The organism is Aeribacillus sp. FSL K6-8394, from assembly GCF_038008865.1.
Taxonomy (GTDB): domain Bacteria; phylum Bacillota; class Bacilli; order Bacillales; family Aeribacillaceae; genus Aeribacillus; species Aeribacillus composti.
Window position 1 is genome coordinate 2457561 of sequence record NZ_JBBPAA010000001.1, and the last position, 19457, is coordinate 2477017.

17 protein-coding genes and 2 pseudogenes are annotated in these 19457 nt (G+C 40.9%); 5 read left to right on the forward strand and 14 right to left on the reverse strand.

Features of this window, described 5'->3' with window-relative positions:
* Positions 1-3 precede the first annotated feature (3 nt).
* Entirely contained in the window at positions 4-1530 is a 1527-nt protein-coding gene (locus NSR00_RS11565; RefSeq protein WP_340788881.1) for a YifB family Mg chelatase-like AAA ATPase, read from the reverse strand.
* Positions 1531-1789: 259 nt separating this feature from the next.
* Between NSR00_RS11565 and NSR00_RS11570 the strand changes: the two genes are divergently transcribed.
* The 4 genes from NSR00_RS11570 to NSR00_RS11585 all read left to right on the forward strand — a co-directional run bounded on the left by NSR00_RS11570 (position 1790) and on the right by NSR00_RS11585 (position 6453).
* Positions 1790-2557, forward strand: coding sequence for a DeoR/GlpR family DNA-binding transcription regulator (locus NSR00_RS11570; RefSeq protein WP_327848436.1), 768 nt, complete (start codon positions 1790-1792; stop codon positions 2555-2557).
* A gap of 152 nt (positions 2558-2709) precedes the next feature.
* Positions 2710-4032 (forward strand): four-carbon acid sugar kinase family protein, encoded by a 1323-nt coding sequence (locus NSR00_RS11575; RefSeq protein WP_340788883.1) that lies wholly within the window; start codon positions 2710-2712, stop codon positions 4030-4032.
* Entirely contained in the window at positions 4016-5032 is a 1017-nt protein-coding gene (gene pdxA, locus NSR00_RS11580; protein WP_340788885.1) for a 4-hydroxythreonine-4-phosphate dehydrogenase PdxA, read from the forward strand. The genes NSR00_RS11575 and pdxA overlap by 17 nt, the downstream gene beginning before the upstream one ends.
* Positions 5033-5082: 50 nt before the next feature.
* Positions 5083-6453, forward strand: a complete 1371-nt coding sequence (locus NSR00_RS11585) for a GntP family permease (RefSeq protein WP_340788888.1) — start codon at positions 5083-5085, stop codon at positions 6451-6453.
* A 54-nt stretch (positions 6454-6507) separates the two neighbouring features.
* Here NSR00_RS11585 and NSR00_RS11590 read toward each other — a convergent pair.
* From NSR00_RS11590 to NSR00_RS11615, 6 genes and pseudogenes are all read right to left on the reverse strand, one after another.
* Positions 6508-6736: pseudogene (locus NSR00_RS11590) on the reverse strand (UDP-glucose 4-epimerase GalE); the annotation flags it as partial.
* Positions 6737-6805: 69 nt separating this feature from the next.
* A complete protein-coding gene (locus NSR00_RS11595) occupies positions 6806-7552 on the reverse strand; it encodes an HIRAN domain-containing protein (protein ID WP_091705233.1) in 747 nt (248 codons plus the stop codon).
* Between the two features lies 1 nt (position 7553).
* A complete protein-coding gene (locus NSR00_RS11600) occupies positions 7554-8426 on the reverse strand; it encodes a HipA domain-containing protein (protein ID WP_340788894.1) in 873 nt (290 codons plus the stop codon).
* A 38-nt stretch (positions 8427-8464) separates the two neighbouring features.
* The gene (gene galE, locus NSR00_RS11605; RefSeq protein ID WP_445659566.1) at positions 8465-9241 is read right to left on the reverse strand and encodes a UDP-glucose 4-epimerase GalE; all 777 of its coding nucleotides are present in this window, start codon (positions 9239-9241) and stop codon (positions 8465-8467) included.
* Positions 9242-9322: 81 nt separating this feature from the next.
* Positions 9323-9880: a hypothetical protein gene (locus NSR00_RS11610; RefSeq protein WP_340788895.1), complete on the reverse strand. Its 558-nt coding sequence runs from the start codon at positions 9878-9880 to the stop codon at positions 9323-9325.
* The gene (locus tag NSR00_RS11615) at positions 9864-11216 is read right to left on the reverse strand and encodes an AAA family ATPase (protein WP_340788896.1); all 1353 of its coding nucleotides are present in this window, start codon (positions 11214-11216) and stop codon (positions 9864-9866) included. Before NSR00_RS11615 ends, NSR00_RS11610 begins: the two co-directional genes overlap by 17 nt.
* Before the next feature lie 812 nt (positions 11217-12028).
* Here NSR00_RS11615 and NSR00_RS11620 point away from each other — a divergent pair.
* Positions 12029-13567 carry an amidase gene (locus NSR00_RS11620; protein ID WP_340788898.1) on the forward strand — a complete coding sequence of 513 codons (1539 nt, stop codon included), beginning with the start codon at positions 12029-12031 and terminating at the stop codon, positions 13565-13567.
* 283 nt (positions 13568-13850) lie between these two features.
* On the opposite strand, the gene NSR00_RS18105 is transcribed toward NSR00_RS11620, so the two are convergent.
* The 7 genes and pseudogenes from NSR00_RS18105 to NSR00_RS11650 all read right to left on the reverse strand — a co-directional run bounded on the left by NSR00_RS18105 (position 13851) and on the right by NSR00_RS11650 (position 19437).
* Entirely contained in the window at positions 13851-14039 is a 189-nt protein-coding gene (locus NSR00_RS18105) for an IS3 family transposase (RefSeq protein WP_327848440.1), read from the reverse strand.
* A pseudogene (locus tag NSR00_RS11625) lies at positions 14032-14565 on the reverse strand (ATP-binding protein); the annotation flags it as partial. The pseudogene NSR00_RS11625 and the gene NSR00_RS18105, both read right to left, overlap by 8 nt.
* A 187-nt stretch (positions 14566-14752) precedes the next feature.
* Entirely contained in the window at positions 14753-15316 is a 564-nt protein-coding gene (locus NSR00_RS11630; protein WP_340788901.1) for a BglG family transcription antiterminator, read from the reverse strand.
* A 360-nt stretch (positions 15317-15676) separates the two neighbouring features.
* Positions 15677-15979, reverse strand: coding sequence for a VanZ family protein (locus tag NSR00_RS11635; RefSeq protein ID WP_327856133.1), 303 nt, complete (start codon positions 15977-15979; stop codon positions 15677-15679).
* A 283-nt stretch (positions 15980-16262) separates the two neighbouring features.
* Positions 16263-16370, reverse strand: a complete 108-nt coding sequence (locus NSR00_RS11640; protein ID WP_044747468.1) for a putative holin-like toxin — start codon at positions 16368-16370, stop codon at positions 16263-16265.
* 426 nt (positions 16371-16796) lie between these two features.
* The gene (gene galE, locus NSR00_RS11645) at positions 16797-17768 is read right to left on the reverse strand and encodes a UDP-glucose 4-epimerase GalE (protein ID WP_340788907.1); all 972 of its coding nucleotides are present in this window, start codon (positions 17766-17768) and stop codon (positions 16797-16799) included.
* Positions 17769-18060: 292 nt separating this feature from the next.
* Entirely contained in the window at positions 18061-19437 is a 1377-nt protein-coding gene (locus tag NSR00_RS11650; protein WP_340788909.1) for a sugar phosphate nucleotidyltransferase, read from the reverse strand.
* Positions 19438-19457 lie beyond the last annotated feature (20 nt).

Here is a 19457-nt window from a genome sequence, read left to right on the forward strand (position 1 = left end):
TTTTTACCTCGCTGTTGCCTGTTGCTTCGTATATGTTTTCAGCCATCTTAGCGTCATCGCTTCCCAAAGCGATTCATCTGCTATCTCTTCGGTTCCCTTTAAATCGGAAATAGTCCTTGCCAGCCGAATGATTTTCGTTTGCACACGATTGCTCCATTGATGCTGGGATGCCCATTGCTGCAACAGGTGTTGCTGCCTTTTAGCAAGCGGGCTTTTTTCCATTAATAACTCAAAAGGAACACGCCCATTCGTTATTTCTTTTCCGTAACGTTCATATTGCTTTCTTCTTGCTTCTTCTACTCTTTTCCTTATGGTTTCCGAAGATTCCGAAACCCTCGTTTCTTTGGTGAAATCAATGACTTCCAATGGTAATAAAACATCCATCCGGTCATAAATCGGCCCGGAAACACGATTTCGATACGCTTGAATTTGTTTCGGACTACATGTGCAATAGCGCGTTCTTGAGCCTAAATATCCGCACGGACACGGATTCATCGCCCCAAGCAAAATAAAGTCCGCAGGATATGTCACCGTCGACGAAATACGGCTAATCGTCACTTTCCCCGTCTCTAACGGCTGGCGAAGCATATCCAGCGTCTTTTTTGCAAATTCCGCCATTTCATCGAGAAATAAAACACCGCGATGTGCCAGCGACACTTCGCCAGGCTTTGGGTGCGTTCCCCCGCCAATTAAAGAAACCGATGAAGCGGAATGATGCGGATGACGAAAAGGTGGATAGCCGCTCTCGATTTTTTCTCCTGCCAGCTGGTACAAACTGATCACCTCTAACTGCGCATCATGAGAAAGACCCGGCAAAATCGACGGAAACGTTTCCGCTAACAAACTTTTCCCGCACCCAGGCGGTCCAACCATTAACACGTTATGTCCGCCTGCCGCTGCGATCTCCAATGCACGCTTTGCTTGATGATGGCCAATAATCGATTGAAAATCTCGATGATGCTTTCGAGGGGAGTCCATAATTTCAGGAGAGCGAAAAGCTGGGGATAACGAAAGAACACGTTGTCCTTGCAGATATTGCACCGTTTCTTCCAACGTCTGAACAAAGATACAATCGAGATCTTTCAAATGATGAAGCGGAAGTGTGGGATCATACGGAAGGTATATTTTTTGAAAACCGAGCTTCTTTGCTGCCAATATCGCTGGAAGCATGCCATCCACCGGCTGAATCGTTCCATCCAACGATAACGAACCTAAAAACGCTGCATCGGAGGAAGCCGGCGCTGTCAGCTTGCCCATTGCCTTCAAAATCCCAATCGCCATCGCCAAATCAAACATCGGGCTATGCTTTTTCCGCTCCGGCGGAGACAAATGAACAACAAGCCTTTTATCAAAAAAGTCGCATCCGAAAGCATAAAGCGAAGCAAGAACACGTTCCTTTGCCTCTTTCACCGATGCATCCGGCAACCCAACAATCACCATCGCCGCAATCCCCGGCACTTCCTGCACCTCCACCTGCACTCGATACCCTTCTAACCCCCTTAACCCAATGCTTAAAATCTTCACCGTCACTCATCCATCCCTCCCAATCACAGAACATTAGTTCTTACCCATTATTGTAATACCCTCCCTTTTATCTTTCAATTACCAATATTTCGACAAATTTCGGGCGGTGACAGGCACCGAACCCATCTACCCATCTAACCCATCTTAGAATTGAAAAAAATTTTCTACTTCCCTTATTGACAAAAGTAAACAAATTGAAATAAAATATCGTTAAAAGTTAACAAAATATTGTTAAAATCGAACATTTTTTAAAGGATGAATACACATGTTACCAAAAGAACGACGCCGATGGATTGAAAAACAATTGGTCACCCAAGGTAAAGTGGATATCGAAGAACTGTCGCAACAATTAAACGTGTCAACAATGACGATCAGAAGAGATTTGGCTCTTCTTGAAAGAGAGGGCAAGATCGTCCGAACACATGGGGGTGCCATTCATCCGAAATCGCTAATTCAAGAAACACCGTACTCAACGAAAAAAGAAAAAAATATCGAGCAGAAAAAAGCCATTGCCTGTAAAGCAGTCGAATTGATTCCAGAAGGAGCTAATGTCATTTTAGATTCAGGAACGACCACTATTGAAGTCGCTAGGTTGATTAAAGACAGGGAAGATTTAACTGTTATTACTAATGACATTAAGATTGCAGCCGAATTAATGGAAAGTAAATTAAAGGTGATCGTGACGGGAGGTGAATTGCAAAACCAAGTTGGTACTTTGTATGGCTGGCCTACCCAAGAGTTACTGAAAAACATCCATGCAGATATTTTCTTTTTAGGGGCCCATGCTGTCGATATTGCATCAGGAGTAACATCGCCCACTTTTGAAAAATCGCTAATCAAAAAACTGATGATGCAAGCGGCCGAATCTACTTGGTTGCTGGCCGATTCCAGCAAGTTTAACCAAAAGGCTTTTTCTCTCGTTTGCCAACTTTCAGAGTTGGAAGGGATTATTACAGACACGGGATTAAGCCAAGAAGACCAGTGTAAATATAGTGAACATGTAAACGTGATTGTTGTACGCCCTATTGAATGAGAATGAGTATAAGCAGTCCCAACTTCAACTAAAAATCAACGTCATATAAAAAACCCCTTACTGTCCTGCTTGGTGATAAACAAAAATAAGGGAGGTGATCCATCGGCAGCGATATAAACGATTTTGATAGACAGGGAGGGGGAACAATACTTATGAGAATAGGAGTAATTGCAGATGATCTGACCGGCGCTAATGCAACAGGAGTCAGATTGGCCAAACAAGGATTCAAAACAGCTACCTTCGTCAGAAACGTACCTTTGACAAATATAGAAAACTACGATGCTATTTGTATTGATACCGATAGCCGATACGCTTCTAGGGAGATTGCGGAAAATCGCGTACGCCAGGCAATCAAAAACCTCAAACAATGGAATGTGAAGATATTTTGCAAGAGAATTGACAGCACCATCCGTGGCAATATTGGGATCGAAATTGATACCGTTTTAAATGAACTCGGCGAACATTCTATCGCCATCGTCGTCCCTTCTTTTCCCGACTCGGGAAGAATAACAACCGGGGGATATTTGCTCGTTGATGGTGTACCTGTCCAGGAAACCGATGTAGCCAAAGATCCTCTTATGCCCGTCAATCAGTCGTTTGTCCCAGACATCATTCGACAACAAAGCATCCATTCAGTCTCATTGATAGGGCTGGATGCCGTTCTTTCCGGCGTCGGGAGAATCACCAATAAATTACGGGAAGAAATCGAACAGGGAAACCGAATCATCGTGGTTGATGCAGTAAACGATGAACATATCGAAACAATTGCCCTTGCGATGACAAAGATTAAAGATAAAATCATTGTTCCCGTCGATCCAGGTCCCTTAACCGCTTACTATGCAAGATTATACTTACATCAAGAACTCAACACACAAAAAATATTAATCGTCATCGGAAGTGTGACCTCTTTAACCGGCCGACAACTTCATTATCTCTTAGCTAAAACAAACGCTAACCCGGTATACGTAAATCCAGAAAAATTAGCGAGTTTCACAAATAGCTGGAATGAAGAAGTTGAATGGGCCGTATCCATTGGCCTAAAAAGATTAGAAACAGAAAACATCTTAATTGTGACTACGTACCACCCCGCGAATAAACTGATCAACTTGAAAGCGTTATCTGAGATAGAGCAAGTATCTGAAGATGCTCTAGCTAAAAGAATAACAGACGGACTTGCCGTAATTAGCAGGAAAATTATTGAGAGTTCCAAATATCCCATTTCTGGATGCTTCACAAGCGGCGGCGATGTAACCGCATCCCTTTGCGCCGTAGGAAGAGCAAATGGCATTGAAATTGAAGACGAAGTTCTCCCATTGACATCATTCGGATACTTCTCGGGAGGATACTTGGACGGACTCCCTGTCGTCACAAAGGGAGGCATGATTGGCGACCAACGGTCCATTTACAAAAGTCTACGGTTTTTACAAATGAAAATCAATCACCAAAGGAGTGGAAAACATGTCAGCACAAACTAAACCGATTATCGCAATCCCAATGGGAGATCCGGCAGGAATCGGACCAGAGATCACAGTTAAAGCTTTGAATAACCCGAAAATATATGAAGTTTGCTCACCCCTTGTTATTGGTCATAGTGAAGTATTGAAAATGGCTATGAATTTTACAAGTATCTCGCTGAACATCCGTGAAATTAAAGATCCTTCAGATGGAAAATACGAACATGGAACAATAGATGTTATCTCATTAAACAACGTAAACGTAGACACCCTTGAAATGGGGAAAGTTCAGGCACAATGCGGGAAGGCAGCTTATGAATATATTGAAACAGCTGTCCATCTAGCCCTTAACGGAAAAGTGTCAGCTTTAGCCACGACGCCGATCAATAAAGAATCGTTGAAAGCGGCAAACGTTCCTTTTATCGGACATACAGAAATATTAGCCGCATTGACCAACACCCATGATCCACTGACGATGTTTGAAGTAAGAAACATGAGAATTTTCTTTTTAACGAGACACCTGTCCCTAAAAGACGCCATCGCCGCAATGACAAAAGAGAGAGTTTGTGACTATTTAATTCGTTGTGATCAAGCATTGCAACGCCTAGGAGTGGAAAATCGCGAAATCGCCGTAGCAGCATTAAACCCACACGGCGGAGAAAACGGGCTGTTTGGAAGGGAAGAAATCGATGAGATTCTCCCAGGCATTCAAATGGCTCAAGAAAAAGGGATTAACGCCGTTGGGCCAATCCCTGCTGACTCTGTTTTTCATCACGCACTAAATGGGCGTTATGATGCTGTACTATCCCTTTACCATGATCAAGGTCATATTGCCGCGAAGATGGCGGATTTTGAAAGAACGATTTCGATTACAAACGGTCTTCCATTTTTGCGCACATCTGTCGACCACGGAACAGCCTTCGATATTGCCGGAAAGGGAATTGCAAGCAGCGTAAGTATGGAAGAAGCCATTACACTTGCAGCAAAATATGCGCCAAAATTTCAGCCTTCATGGGCATAACTCTTCTATGGTCTAGGCAACAAAAGGGGAATGAAAAGGGGGTATAAGCGTTGGAAGCATCGGGCGCCCAAATGATATTCGGGCTCGTATTAGGGGTAGCGATCCTCATTTTCCTAGTACTTAAGACGAAAATTCACGCATTTTTGGCTCTGATCATAGCAGCTTCCATTACTGGACTGGTTGGGGGCATGTCTGCTCCCGACGTCATCAACGCGATCACCGCAGGATTCGGATCCACTTTAGGATCTATAGGAATAGTGATTGGATTCGGAGTGATGATGGGACGCATTTTAGAAGTATCCGGTGCTGCTGAAAAAATGGCATATACGCTTGTAAAATGGGTCGGAAAACGAAAAGAAGAATGGGCAATGGCGATCACAGGGTATATCGTTTCCATCCCTATCTTTGTGGACTCAGCCTTTGTGATTTTAACGCCGCTCGTGAAAGCCCTTTCTAAAAAAACCGGGAAATCCGTTCTCACCATTGGCGTGGCACTCGGAGCCGGGCTCGTCGCCACCCACCATGCGGTGCCACCAACACCCGGTCCATTGGGTGTTGCGGGAATTTTTGGAGTTGACGTCGGATTGATGATTGCGTGGGGATTAGTTTTTGCCATCCCCGTTACCGTCGTAGGCGTCCTATATGCCAAATGGCTTGGAAAGAAAATATATCAAATCCCTGATGAAACAGGCTTAGATTATGTACGACCGGTTAATCCGATCACGGTCCAGGAATTTCTTGAATCTAAGGAAAAGAAAGACTTACCTTCGCTAACACGATCCGTGCTTCCTATTTTCGTTCCGATTATATTAATCTTTGCGAATACAACCGTCACCGCCTTCAAATTAAAGGGAGGAATTTACGACTACATCACATTTCTTGGCTCGCCCATTATTGCAGTTGGAATCGGATTGATCTTCTCCATATACGGATTATATCACCATGTGAAGCGCTCTGAAGCGCTTGACCAAATGGAGGAAGGAATCAAAACGTCCGGAATCATCCTCCTCGTCACCGGTGCCGGTGGGGCGCTCGGGAACGTCCTAAGGGAGAGTGGAAGCGGGGATTATATTGCCCAACAAGTTGCGCAATTACATCTCCCAGCCATCTTAATCCCTTTCATCATCGCAACGATTGTGAGACTGATTCAAGGCAGCGGAACCGTGGCCATGATTACCGCCGCCTCCATCTCAGCACCTATTTTGCAACAATTAGATGTCAATATGGCATTGGCTGCACAGGCAGCCGCCTTAGGTGCAATGGTCTTCTCATATTTTAACGATAGCTTATTTTGGGTCATTAACCGCATGTTAGGAATTAAAGAAGTGAAAGAACAAATTTTGACATGGTCTATTCCAACCACACTGGCATGGGCAGCGTCTCTGGTTACGTTACTCATCGTCAATGCATTTTTCGGATAAATCAACAAAAATGAAACTTACAAGCCGCCCTTGTTACGGGGTGGCTTGTCCTCCTTACCTTTTCCGCTGATGCCATTCCCACACGCTTCCACTGATTGATTCCAACGAATATTCCGCTTTCCATCCAAGTTCTTCATCAATTTTTTGTGAATAAGGCGGCAAGGCGCGCCGGTTCGCCTGGGCGGCGATCGATGGATTCAAATGACTTTGCGTTCGGTGCTTTTTCACATGTTTCAATCACTTCTTTGACGGAATAGCCTAAGCCGTTGCCGAGGTTATCAATATCCATGGCAATGACCAAGCCATCCCCCCTAATGTTAAATCTTTGATAAACTTCGAAGCACGGCAGGTATTATCCCATAACAGGGGCTAATTCATCCAATGTTGCACCTTGGAAAGAAGGAATCTCGCACTCAAAGGCTACTTTCAACCACCAATGAGGTGTTGATTTTTCATTCATATACACAACACGAACAGAAGGGTTCACTCCATTTTCTAACAAGGAAAAGATGGCCTTACTATAAAAAGCCGGAACATATCCAAGCTTCTTCCCCCCATGAGTGTAAATAGCAACAGCATGAGGGTCATAAGCGTTTGTTGGTTCTTGTACTAATTTCAACGTTTCGTTAATGGCCAGCCATGTTGCCCAATTTTGAGGAAGATTTTGATGGCGCATGCCATGAACAAAAAAGCTGACGCGCAGCTTGCCATCGTTTTCAAGACGCAGCGGCTGCTCAAAAGAATAAGTGTCGCTGGCTAACCGCCCACGTGTTTGTTGAAGCAAGTCCATCTTAGTGGAATTCTCATCCAGACCTAAATCGGACAAAATGGCTTTAAAATCCGCACGATCTGGTGACGGCAATCGGCGTTCAAACGCCGGAAACAGCTCCTTTGATCGATATATTTTAGTTGGGTCTGGGAAAGCTGGATGCAACATATACCCGTTATTCAATGCATCTTTCAGTTTTCCGTGACCAGAGGCATTATAGGTGTAAGTGAACTCATAATAGCCATCATAATGAGAAAGAGTTCCTATATGATAAAAAGAACGGGTTTTGGGATTTTGCCAAACCACTAAAAGTGTATGAACTTTTTTCATGTTATTGATCACCCCTTCCAATCCACTCCAATATTTTCTTTCTTCGAAAAGGCACTATACTCAATAACCAGTCTTTTTGTGCCTCGCTAAAAATATCTAATGATTGAATAAAATCAGAATACCTTATTAAATCAAATTCAACTAACTTTTGGATACTTTGATGAAACTCATCTGTAAAGTTTTTACTAATATATGTTAACAAGTCTTTAGCTTTGACTTTTTTCTTTTCAAATATACCCGCCTTAACCTTTGTTTTCTCGGTATATTTGTTCATTTCTTGGGGATTCGAAACCATTTGCATGAGCTTTTCATCATCAAATCGAAAACCTAAGGAAGCACCGTTATCATAAATGGGGGAGAACTTTGCTCCTGTTTCGAGAAATAGTAATTTCCAATTAAATGGATGCCTATCTTGATTGCCAATAAGAATATCAAACAATTGCATATCTATAAATTCTGATTTTATGGCCTTCCAATATGCAAACTCCCTCATTATTTTGAATCCAGCATCAATAAGTTCCATGCCCTTCAATGAGGATTCTTGGAGCTTCGTATAATCATCTACTAGTGCTGATAATAAAACTCCGCCTTCTTCAGCCATTTTTGCATCATATTCTTTTACAAAATTTCGCAGAAGACATCCTCTTCTACCGTTCCTAGTTACAATTTCTACCTTCATCATTTCCAAACCAAATATCGCTCCAATTTCAGCGGCAATTAATTCTGTAATATCCTCCCAAGAAACTCCTTCTTTAAATTGTCGAGGATATTTTATAAGATAATGTATTTTCTCTGGAGATATCAATTCCTCTTTCTCCAATGTACTTTTTCTACCATATCCGATCCGTTCCCAATCACTAACATCTCTCAACAATGCTAATCGTTCCTTTTTGTATAAATCTTATATTCATTTTAACATAAATTTGATACAAACTGTTCATCAGTAGTTTCTATCACTTCTTTAACGGAATAACCTAAGCCGTTTCCGAGATTGTAAATGGCAGTTTTCTTTTTACCCGTCAACAATGCTGCAAGCGCTAAAATATGTGCCTTCGCTAAATCGGTAACATGGATATAGTCACGAATGCATGTCCCATCTGGTGTATTATAGTCCGTACCGAAGACAGAAATTTTGTCACGCTGGCCTAACAAGTGCTGCAAAATAATCGGAATTAAATGCGTTTCTGGGTTATGGTCTTCGCCAATTTCTCCCGACACGTGCGCCCCAGCCGCATTAAAGTAGCGAAGGACGACATAGTTTAGACCATACGCAGAAGCAAAATCCGCTAAAATTTGTTCGATCATTAACTTCGAACGGCCGTATGGGTTAATTGGATTTGTTGGGCAATCTTCCGTAATTAATTCGACATTCGGAATCCCATACGTTGCCGCAGTAGACGAAAAAATAAAGTTTTTCACATTATATTTCAACATTGTTTCTAGCAACGTTAATGTAGCAGCAACGTTGTTTTGATAATATTTCAGCGGATTCACCACTGATTCGCCGACTAAGCTGTTCGCCGCAAAATGCATGACAGCTTGAATCGGGTATTTTTCAAAAATTGCGTCCAAATCAGTTCGGTTCCCTAAATCTCCTTGAACAAATACCGCTCGTTCATCGACTAAATTGCGATGACCAGTCGATAAGTTGCAGCACAGCGACCTTTTTCTATGCAACAGCTCTTTCATCCCGTGACTGCCCTGCCAATGTAGCCAGCACCATCGATATGAAAACTACTAAACTTTTAATCAATCATAGACACTCTTCATCTATTTCCACTTCGAAACAACCGATTCTAAAAATACGGTTGCGCATATCGTTTTTACGTCCTTCATGAAAGTGCCTTTATATTTTTTTAAAGAAAAACGGATTTGTTGCCCTCCCAAATGTCTAAGTAACCCGGCTGTTCTTTTTTGCGGATTTTTTTCCTCATTGTACACTACGTAATATACTTTATCTATTTTGACGATGTCATGAAATGATATAGAAGGATCATGTTCTTTTATCATTTCATATAGACCTATGAAAGGTCCCTCGATTGCCTTCAATCTAAGGCTTTGCCGCTCTTTTTGATCAATTTTTCCATTCTTAAATTCCACAAAAAACAATTGATTGTCTTGAATATGAAGAAGGTCGGGGGATTTTAATGCATCTTCCCCCTTTTTACTTGCTAAATCTTGAATAGCATTATCAAATGCTAAACAAACAAATGGAGAAGAACAAAGACTTTCGTTATTTTGATCATCCCTGCTGATATCCTCGATGGATTGAAAAAATTCACTGTATTTGTTTTGCAATAGCGCTTTTAACTCATCTATCTTCATCATCCCGCAATGTCTCCTCTTCTAATTGGTGAAAAGGTTCTGTTAATAGATGAAAAACTTCCTCGAGCTGATTTGTAACATCTCGAATGACAGATGAAGACGTGCTAATTTTTTGGGCATGATAAAATTTCATATCCTCTTCAAGCCCCTTTTGGTCACTATAAACTTTAAGAGCTTCGATAAAATATGGACTATGGGAATTTACTAATATATGGACCCCTTCACTTTTGGCTAGCTCGACCAAAATTCGCGCATACTCTATTTGCCAGCTAGGATGCAAGTGAACTTCAGGTTCATCAATGATAAGAAGCGTTCTCTTCGTCAACCATCCCGACTGCAACAACAATTGGAAAATTCCCAGCGCTTTAATTCCTGTGGCTGTATTGATTAATGCAAACTTTTCTTCCTGCCCGCCTGACCGTTGAAAAACAAATTCATCTTCCATCTCTTTATAATACATTTTCCCGCCCATTAAGCTCTCAAGTTGAGAATGATATAGTGAATTTTCACTTGCATCTTTCGCAATATGTTCTGACATCGAAAACATTTGCGGATTTTTCGATTTCAACTTTTCAAATAAATCTTTTAAATGATATGGAATGCTTTGGTCCCGATTTGTTCTTTGCATTAGGCGTCTAGCCATAAATCGTTGCAGCAAATCGATAAAGTAAAATACAAATGGAGATTCAATATAAATAACATCCTTATAGTAGAGAGGATCTCCCAACTTAAATTCCGTCAAACGATTGTTTTTTAAAGCCAGGCGAAGAATTTCTTGATGATTTTCCGTAATCGAAACAAGCGATTCAGCGTTTTCATTGTTAAGACGTGAAATGGATTTTTGAAATTCGCTTCTCATCACCATTTCCACTGCTTCTTGCTTTATTTTTTCCTCATCACGAGCAACATTCAAAAAGTCAATGGTTTCCGTGAGCATATCCGCTAATAGGTTCTTTCCTTCTTCATCTAAGTGCAAATGTTCTAATTTCAATAGACGCTTCTCAATTGTTGCTGTTAATTTCTCCGTCACATTTTCACCAGAATTAAGCCAATGCGATAATTCATGTTGAAATTCCACTCCAAAAAACAAACGATCTTCGTCAGATAAACGAATTAAGCGGCGAAGCCTGAAATAAAACAGTTCTGCTTGATTTAATAAATAATGGGTGCGATCTTGTTCAAACATTTCCTCAAAATGATTAAGCGCATAGACAATCGAAAATAACAATTTGCCAACGGTGCTTTTTCCAGTATCATTTTCGCCCGCAATGCATACTAAGCCATTTAACTCAATTTCTGCTTTTTCAACCATACCAATATTAGTGAATGTCAGTTTCACCATCATCACTCCAATAAATATCATACATTTAACATCATCATAATATAAACTGTATAATGATTTCTATTCCTTTGAACATTGTCCACTACCCATTTTCTCCACATGACATGAAAATCAAACGCGACAGCTTTGCAAGCATACACTATACATTACACCCTTTTGCTGTTGATCATTGGATTTAAGTCAATATTTTGGACACCAATAAGTGAAATTTAATTTTGATCTCATTGACATCGCTGGTCGCTTGACATGGAGCCTCTGCGGGCGTGGTGTTATGCGAAGGGCGAAAGGGGCAATAATTTCTTTCGCATGGCAAACAAGCCTACCACACCCGCCACTCCATGTAAAGCGGATGTTTGTAAAATTGTGAAGAGCACTACGCTGCCCCTTTGATACTGTCTTCTGTTTCTTGTGACGTCATATAGCCCAGGCAGCTATGAATCCGTTTCCGATTGTACCAGTTGTACCAGCCTTATAAATTCGAATAAGGCCCTTCTGGCAGCTTGAAAGTTTAAATAGTTGACTCTGTAGATCTCTTCCTTTTTCAGAATTGCGAGGTTGTTATATTGACCTATGTTTCATCTAATTAAAATTAAGGCAGGGTTTACTGATCTTAAACGTTCGGGTTATTGGATTGCCAACGCCAAACATTAGCACACATTTCTTGATTTTTCAAATTTTTATGTAAGATGATCTACCAAGTTAATACAGTGAGTTTTATATATGTAATAAAATTAAGTCAATCTTAAATAATAGGATTTTAAATTTGTATTAGGGAATATAAAAATAAAAACAAAGAGGTGTTATTACAATTGGAAAAAAGTTCTTTACTAAAATCTGTTGGCGAAGGTTTCCGATTTGAAGAAGTGACTGTAGACGAACTCATAGCCGGGTACAAAAATCGTGAATACACAGTTCAAGAGGTTGTTCAATCCTATTTAAATAGAATTGAACAATTTGAAAAGATTTATAACGCATTCACCTTCATGAACCCTAATGCTTTGGAAGACGCGAAAGAAATGGATCGTCTGTATGAAGAAGGAGCTGAACTTGGACCACTGGCAGGGATTCCAATTGTTATAAAAGAAGCGGTGGATATGGCAGGATATCCATCGACATTTGGCTGGGCACCTTTTTGTAAAAAAGCAGGCGGGATCGAATTAATGCCAACAAAGGATGCCCCGGTTGTAACAAGACTTAAAGAAGCGGGAGCGATTATTCTTGGTAAGACTAATATTCCTGCTTTTAGTTGTGCCTATAATGCAAACAATAGCTGGGACGGTCCGACATATAACGCAGTAAATCGGTCGATTTCACCAGGCGGAAGCAGCAGTGGTACGGCGACTGCTGTATCAGGAAACTTAGCTGTGCTGGGCGTCGCCGAAGAAACGGCCGGATCCATTCAAGTTCCTGCAGCAGCTCAAGCCTTAGTTGGAATTAAAACTTCCTTCGGATTAATCCCAACAACTGGGGTGACACCTCTTGCCGGCAGTACCCGGGATGTCTTGGGACCGCACGCTCGTACTGTCCAAGACGCTGCAATTATGCTGAGTGTGATGGCTGGGTATTCAAAAGAAGATCCTAAAACAATTGCTGCAATCGGGAATATTCCTAAAGAAGGCTACACTGCTTTTCTTAAAAAAAATTATCTAAAAGGCAAACGAGTCGGCTTGTACGGACCGGGATGGCGTACACAGGAACTCTCTGATGAAACGAAAAAGCTTTATGCTTCTGCCATTGAAATACTAAAAGCACAAGGTGCAGAGGTAGTTGAAGATCCGTTTGCCGGGACAGGGCTCGCTGAGTATGTTTCATCCAAAAATACTTTCTTAGGAATGGAAACATTTTTTTATGACCTTGAAAAGTACCTAAAAAATCTGAATCCAGAGGATAAAACCCTTTCCATTAAAACTGTATTCGACAAAGCGGGGGCGGTCCCATGGACAGAAGATGGACCACTTGCTTTAGTTTCGGATTTTGTCAATGAAGAGAAAGCTATGGCAGATCATAGTGTTTTACCAGATTTGACAGAATTCAATGAAGTGAAAGGTGAATTGCTCCGAATTATCTATCAAGTGATGGAGGACCAACAGCTTGACGGATTTGTCTATCCTCAAATGCCGACTGCAATTCCAAACATCCAAGAGGAAAATATACAATCAACAACAATATCAGAAATAAATATCAGCGGTTTACCATTGATCACAGTTCCAGCTGGCTATTACGAAAACGGATCCCCGTTCGCCCTAGCCTTCTTCGGAAAAATGTGGAGCGAAGCCGCACTAATTGGAATGGCCTACGCTTACGAACAAGCCACAAAACACAGAAAGGCTCCTACATTAATCAGGTAAAAACAGGCGAATCATCTATATAATCCAGATGATTCGCCTGCTTTCTTTATTAAATAAAACGCAGATATAATTGAATACCTCAAAGCAGTCTCTTTTTCAGCAATCAAAACCGTCCCTTCATCCTCCTATGTTAGCCTAACACCGAACAATTGTATTTATAAAATAAGACTCTCTGAAACTTTATTTGAAATAATAATATATTCGATCCTTATATCATCTAATTATTTAAATATATTTCCCTCTTTCTAGTCTCTATCTAGCTAAAGAATATCTATAATCTGCGTTAATAGGATCCAACTCCGTGATAATCGTTATCTGTTTCGACAATGCCATTTTGTAATATCTTGATTCCTACTGTAATAGAGTTTTTCATACGAATCCGTTGATCATTATAAAAACTCACAATATATTCAAATATGCTTTGTTCCGCTTGCTTACGAGTTTGATAGTCTTGAAGAAAAACAACGTTCATTTTGCTTTCTTCTTACTTCTTCCACTTTTTTCCTTATGGTTTCCGAAGATTCCGAAACTCTCGTTTCTGTGGAAAAATCAATGACTTCCAATGGTAATAAAACATCCATCCGGTCATAAATCGGCCCGGAAACATGATTTCGATACGCTTGAATTTGTTTCGCACTACATGTGCAATAGCGCGTTCTTGAGCCTAAATATCCACACGGACACGGATTCATCGCCCCAAGCAAAATAAAGTCCGCAGGATATGTCACCGTCGACGAAATACGGCTAATCGTCACTTTCCCCGTCTCTAACGGCTGGCGAAGCATATCCAGCGTCTTTTTCGCAAATTCCGCCATTTCATCGAGAAACAAAACACCGCGATGTGCCAGCGACACCTCGCCAGGCTTTGGGTGCGTTCCCCCGCCAATTAAAGAAACCGATGAAGCGGAATGATGCGGATGACGAAAAGGCGGATGGCCACTCTCGATTTTTTCCCCTGCCAGCTGGTACAAACTGATCACCTCTAACTGTGCATCATGATTAAACAAGCGGTCGTGATCGACGGCCATACATTTACCTCACCTCCAAAAATTTTACATACTTTTTCGACAAAACGAACCAAATTCCTACTTGGAAATGAATTTTTTAAACAAAAGCAGAGAGCCAATCTATGACCCTCTGTTTCTACAAATCTCGACATATATCGGGACGTGACAGGCACCGAACCTAATGAGAGGGAAATTGACTTTTTATAAAGAGACGGTTGGGAATAAAAGGATTGATTAATTGAAAAAGATGAGCTAATGCCGTTCGCTTATTTTGTTCACTTCCTTCAACAACCAAGCCTAATTTTTGTTTTGAAATTAAAGTCAAATGATATTTTTTCAACCATTTTTCGATTTTGTTCAAATCTTTTTTCACAACACTTTTGTGGATATAGTATTGTTCGGCTAAAGATTGCAGAGTCGTATGTTTACCTTCCATTAAAAGCCGATACGCTATTTCAATTAAACGCTCTTCTTCATTTCGGTCATCAATAGGGGTAACTATATGCAATTGTTCAAAAAGCTTGGCTTTTTCTTCTTCATCGATATGTAAAGAAATCCCTAAGCTTGGCTTTTTAATAAGGAGCGCATTTGTATGTTCCTTTAAATATTGTTCAATAACTTTTAAATCATTACGGATCGTTTTTTCTGAACAATTCACTTTCTCAGCTAACTGTTTCGTTAAAAAGTATTCTCGTTGTTCAGTTAACAAAATTTGCAAAATACCTTTCTGCCTATCGTTCATATAAAGCACTCACTCCAAAATAGACATGATGTCTCATCTACTCTTTTTCTCCTTGCTCATTATACATCGGTGTGTAAATAGTTTACAAGAATGGGAGGAAGTGTGCATCCCTATTAAGAGCTTCTCATTTTGGTGAACTTTCATTTTCCTATATTAACTCTAATTTATCGTACTATCATGAAGGAAGCGCAAGGAAAGGAATGGACTAACTTCGGATAGAACCAGGAAAGAGAGGATAGAGAAGTGGCACATTGCTGTTGAAATCCAAGTAAGTGATTGCTCCTAAGAACGCTTCATTCGTAAATAGATGCGAACCAATAATAAAGCAAGAGCCGTCCGTCCCGGTTGAAACGATTGGTGTCATTCATCGAAAATCACACAGCCCCATGCACCAACATAAGCAAAAAGATGCGGATATATCACCTTCCATGCAAGAACAGCAAGCATGCCGAAAATAGAAAGATGCGCCAATTTGCGGACGATGTAATTCCATGACAAAAAACCGTCACTAACATTGTTCATATGTTTTAATTGCAGTTTTTGTACAATATCGCGGAGCATGCCTGCCGTATTTTCGCCGGTAAAAGTCGGAGATTCAGTGAAGTAATAAATCATGCCGCACCATAGAAGTACAAGTCCCCAGCGAAGCCATTGGTTTTTCATATACTCACCTATTGATCTCTTCTATTCCTTTTAAAAACAAATTCAGCCTCCCGCTAATACTCATTCATTCAGCAGGAGTTACAGTGCACGCAGCCCGAAAAATTTGAACATACACCTTGTTATGTGTATAATAAATCGTAAGAAAAACATAAAATGAAAAAGACCGAGTGCGGCGAACACCCGGTCAGCGCAACTACATGCCGCAAGAAGAGCGGCTGACCTTCAAGATATGAGGTTTAAATAGAGAAATAACCGTCATACCTTTGGTCGAGGGGGGGGACGGTTATTTCTTTTTGTTTATATAGACGACCATAGTAACAATCAATGTTAGCACTCCTATCAGCACTAGACTGAATTGAGCGACTAGACTTAATGCTTCGTATGTCGTCATTTTCCCACCTCCCTTAATCGGGAAGTGGCCAACCGCCCACCCTGCTTATGTAGCTGCTACTATGATTCTAGCATTTTTCCATTGCAGATTCTATTCAATCAAAAAAAGAGAGCCGTTCAAGCTCTCCTTCTCTGCTATCCTATCAATTTTGGCGACAAACTTCGAGCGGTACAGTGTACTCGCTCTATAAGAATGGAACAATCGTATCAAACGATTATTCCATATATACAATAATTTTTAAAAGATAACATTTAAACACATTATGATTTATCTGTCCAGTCCACTCTCGTCGTTCTCATTGATATTTTATTTGAATTTTTCATAAAAAAATAGAGCTTAGCTTCATCACCTATCTATCTCTTCTCCTTCCCTTCAAAAACAAATTCAGCCTCCTGTTGAAACTTTTTCAACAGGAGGCTTTCGTGTTTACTTCACATTTCGACCATGCCATTTCCACGCGCTTTCGATGATTTGTTCCAATGAATATTCCGCTTTCCAGCCAAGTTCTTCATAAATTTTTTGCGAGGATGCGACAAGACGCGCCGGGTCGCCCGGACGGCGGTCAGTGTATTCAATGACGGCTTTACGTCCCGTGACTTTTTCACATGTTTCTATCACTTCTTTAACGGAATAACCTAAGCCGTTGCCGAGATTGTAAATAGCAGTTTTCTTTTTACCAGTCAACAATGCTTCCAGCGCTAAAATATGCGCCTTCGCTAAATCGGTGACATGGATATAGTCACGAATGCATGTCCCATCTGGTGTATTATAGTCCGTACCAAAGACAGAAATTTTGTCGCGCTGACCTAACAAATGCTGCAAGACAATCGGAATTAAATGCGTTTCTGGGTTATGGTCCTCACCAATTTCTCCCGACTCATGCGCACCAGCCGCATTGAAATAGCGAAGGACGACATAGTTTAGCCCATACGCAGAAGCAAAATCCGCTAAAATTTGTTCGATCATTAACTTCGAACGGCCGTATGGGTTAATTGGATTTGTTGGGCAATCTTCCGTAATTAATTCGACATTCGGAATCCCATACGTTGCCGCAGTAGACGAAAAAATAAAGTTTTTCACATTATATTTCAACATTGTTTCTAGCAACGTTAATGTAGCAGCAACGTTGTTTTGATAATATTTCAGCGGATTCACCACTGATTCGCCAACTAAGCTGTTCGCCGCAAAATGCATGACAGCTTGAATCGGGTATTTTTCAAAAATCGGTTCAAGATCCGCTTTGTTTCCTAAATCCCCTTGCACAAACACCGTGCGATCATCCACTAAATATCGATGACCAGTCGATAAGTTATCAAGCACGATTACTTGCTCTTTTTCCACTAACTCTTTCACTAAATGACTGCCGATATAACCGGCTCCGCCAACAACGAGAATCATATACAATCCCCCAATTTAATACGTTAACTATTTGATGGACTATTGTCATGACTGAGTTTTCTAATACGGAAACAAGTTCTTCGCTCTCTTGTATAGATGCGGCGAATTGGCCAACACTCTCCCGTTTGCTCAGAAGGAATGTCATACCCGTACAAATCCCGCCATTTCGTACCGCACCAGATGCATTCCTAGAAAACAGAGTGCATGAAAATTGATTAAAACCCTTCCTTTTTCTCTTACTAACAAAAAAAGAAACTGCTAGAAGGAACACATCCTTCTAGCAGCCAAACCATTATTTACTCGCAGAGAAGCAATTTGCCTCTACTTCTTCCCACGTCATATAAATACGAACAATATCTTCCTCAATTAACTGTGTTCCTGTTTGCACTTCGATAAATTCTAAATCAGTAATCGCTTTAATTCCATGTTTCGCACCGACAGGAATTTCAAGCACATCCCCCGGCTTCACGCGGCGAATTTCTCCATTTAAAGCAAATTCCCCTTCACCTTTAATGATGGTCCACACTTCACTGCGATGATGATGCATTTGATAGCTTAAATTTTTCCCTGCGGTAACGCCGATTCGTTTTGTTAATACTTCTCTTCCATCTTCAAACTTTGTATAATCTAATACACGATACCAACCCCAGCGGCGTTCTTCATACATTGGACGCTGGTCAAAACCATTTACTAACTCTTTAATTTTTGGGCTCTTCGCTTTGTCAGCGACTAAAATACCATCTGGACTTACTGCAACAACCGCATTAGATACTCCCAATACTGTCACAGGAATATCAAGTTCGTTAATAAGGTGGGTATTCTCACAATCAGCACTAATAACACCCTTGCCGATTTGGTTTGTTGCCATTTCCTCTGTTAACGTATTCCATGTGCCAAGGTCTTTCCAATAGCCATCATACGGCAACACAACAATATTTTCTGTCTTTTCTACGACCTCATAGTCAAAGCTGATTTTTGGTAGTTTTCCATATTGTTTTAATAACTCATCATATTGAATTGGAAATCCCTTTTCTTGTAATAACGAAATAATATAATCAAGTTTAAAAGCAAACACGCCACAGTTCCAAAGTGCACCTTGTTCGATTAATTCCGCTGCTTTTTCTTCAGTTGGCTTCTCTGTAAAATGACTTACTCTTAAATAATCACTATCACTAGATTTAGAAGCCGGGACAATATAACCGTACTTCGCTGATGGATACGTTGGCTCCACACCGATTAACGCCAAATCAGCCCCACTTGCGAGTACGGTTTCCTCTAAATCTTTCACTCTATCAAAAAAACGATCCTCTACATACGGATCAACAGGCAACACCGCAACGACCTCATCTAAACGAATTCCTTCTACACTATACAAGTAAACCGATGCTAGAGCGATCGCTGGAAACGTATCGCGCCGCATCGGTTCAATAATAATCGGTACATCTTGTCCTAGTTGGCTTTGAATCATATCGACTTGGGATTTGCTTGTAGCAATCACAGCGGAATCAGCTAGGCCAACATTCCCTAACTGTTCCCATACACGTTGTACCATCGACTGCAACTCGCCATTTTTGTTTTCCAATACTTTCAAAAATTGCTTTGAACGAGCATCATTTGATAACGGCCAAAGGCGTTTTCCGGAGCCGCCTGACAAAAGTACTAGTTTCAAAAAAACTCCCCCTATTTTAT

What these genes read in the sequence shown, in the direction of transcription:
- NSR00_RS11570 (WP_327848436.1), top strand. Translation starts at nt 1,790, where the DNA reads ATGTTACCAAAAGAACGACGCCGATGGATTGAAAAACAATTGGTCACC.
- NSR00_RS11575 (WP_340788883.1), top strand. Translation starts at nt 2,710, where the DNA reads ATGAGAATAGGAGTAATTGCAGATGATCTGACCGGCGCTAATGCAACA.
- pdxA (WP_340788885.1), top strand. Translation starts at nt 4,016, where the DNA reads ATGTCAGCACAAACTAAACCGATTATCGCAATCCCAATGGGAGATCCG.
- NSR00_RS11595 (WP_091705233.1), bottom strand. Translation starts at nt 7,552, where the DNA reads ATGAAAAAAGTTCATACACTTTTAGTGGTTTGGCAAAATCCCAAAACC.
- galE (WP_445659566.1), bottom strand. Translation starts at nt 9,241, where the DNA reads ATGAAAGAGCTGTTGCATAGAAAAAGGTCGCTGTGCTGCAACTTATCG.
- NSR00_RS11610 (WP_340788895.1), bottom strand. Translation starts at nt 9,880, where the DNA reads ATGATGAAGATAGATGAGTTAAAAGCGCTATTGCAAAACAAATACAGT.
- NSR00_RS18105 (WP_327848440.1), bottom strand. Translation starts at nt 14,039, where the DNA reads ATGAACGTTGTTTTTCTTCAAGACTATCAAACTCGTAAGCAAGCGGAA.
- NSR00_RS11630 (WP_340788901.1), bottom strand. Translation starts at nt 15,316, where the DNA reads ATGAACGATAGGCAGAAAGGTATTTTGCAAATTTTGTTAACTGAACAA.
- NSR00_RS11635 (WP_327856133.1), bottom strand. Translation starts at nt 15,979, where the DNA reads ATGAAAAACCAATGGCTTCGCTGGGGACTTGTACTTCTATGGTGCGGC.
- NSR00_RS11640 (WP_044747468.1), bottom strand. Translation starts at nt 16,370, where the DNA reads ATGACGACATACGAAGCATTAAGTCTAGTCGCTCAATTCAGTCTAGTG.
- galE (WP_340788907.1), bottom strand. Translation starts at nt 17,768, where the DNA reads ATGATTCTCGTTGTTGGCGGAGCCGGTTATATCGGCAGTCATTTAGTG.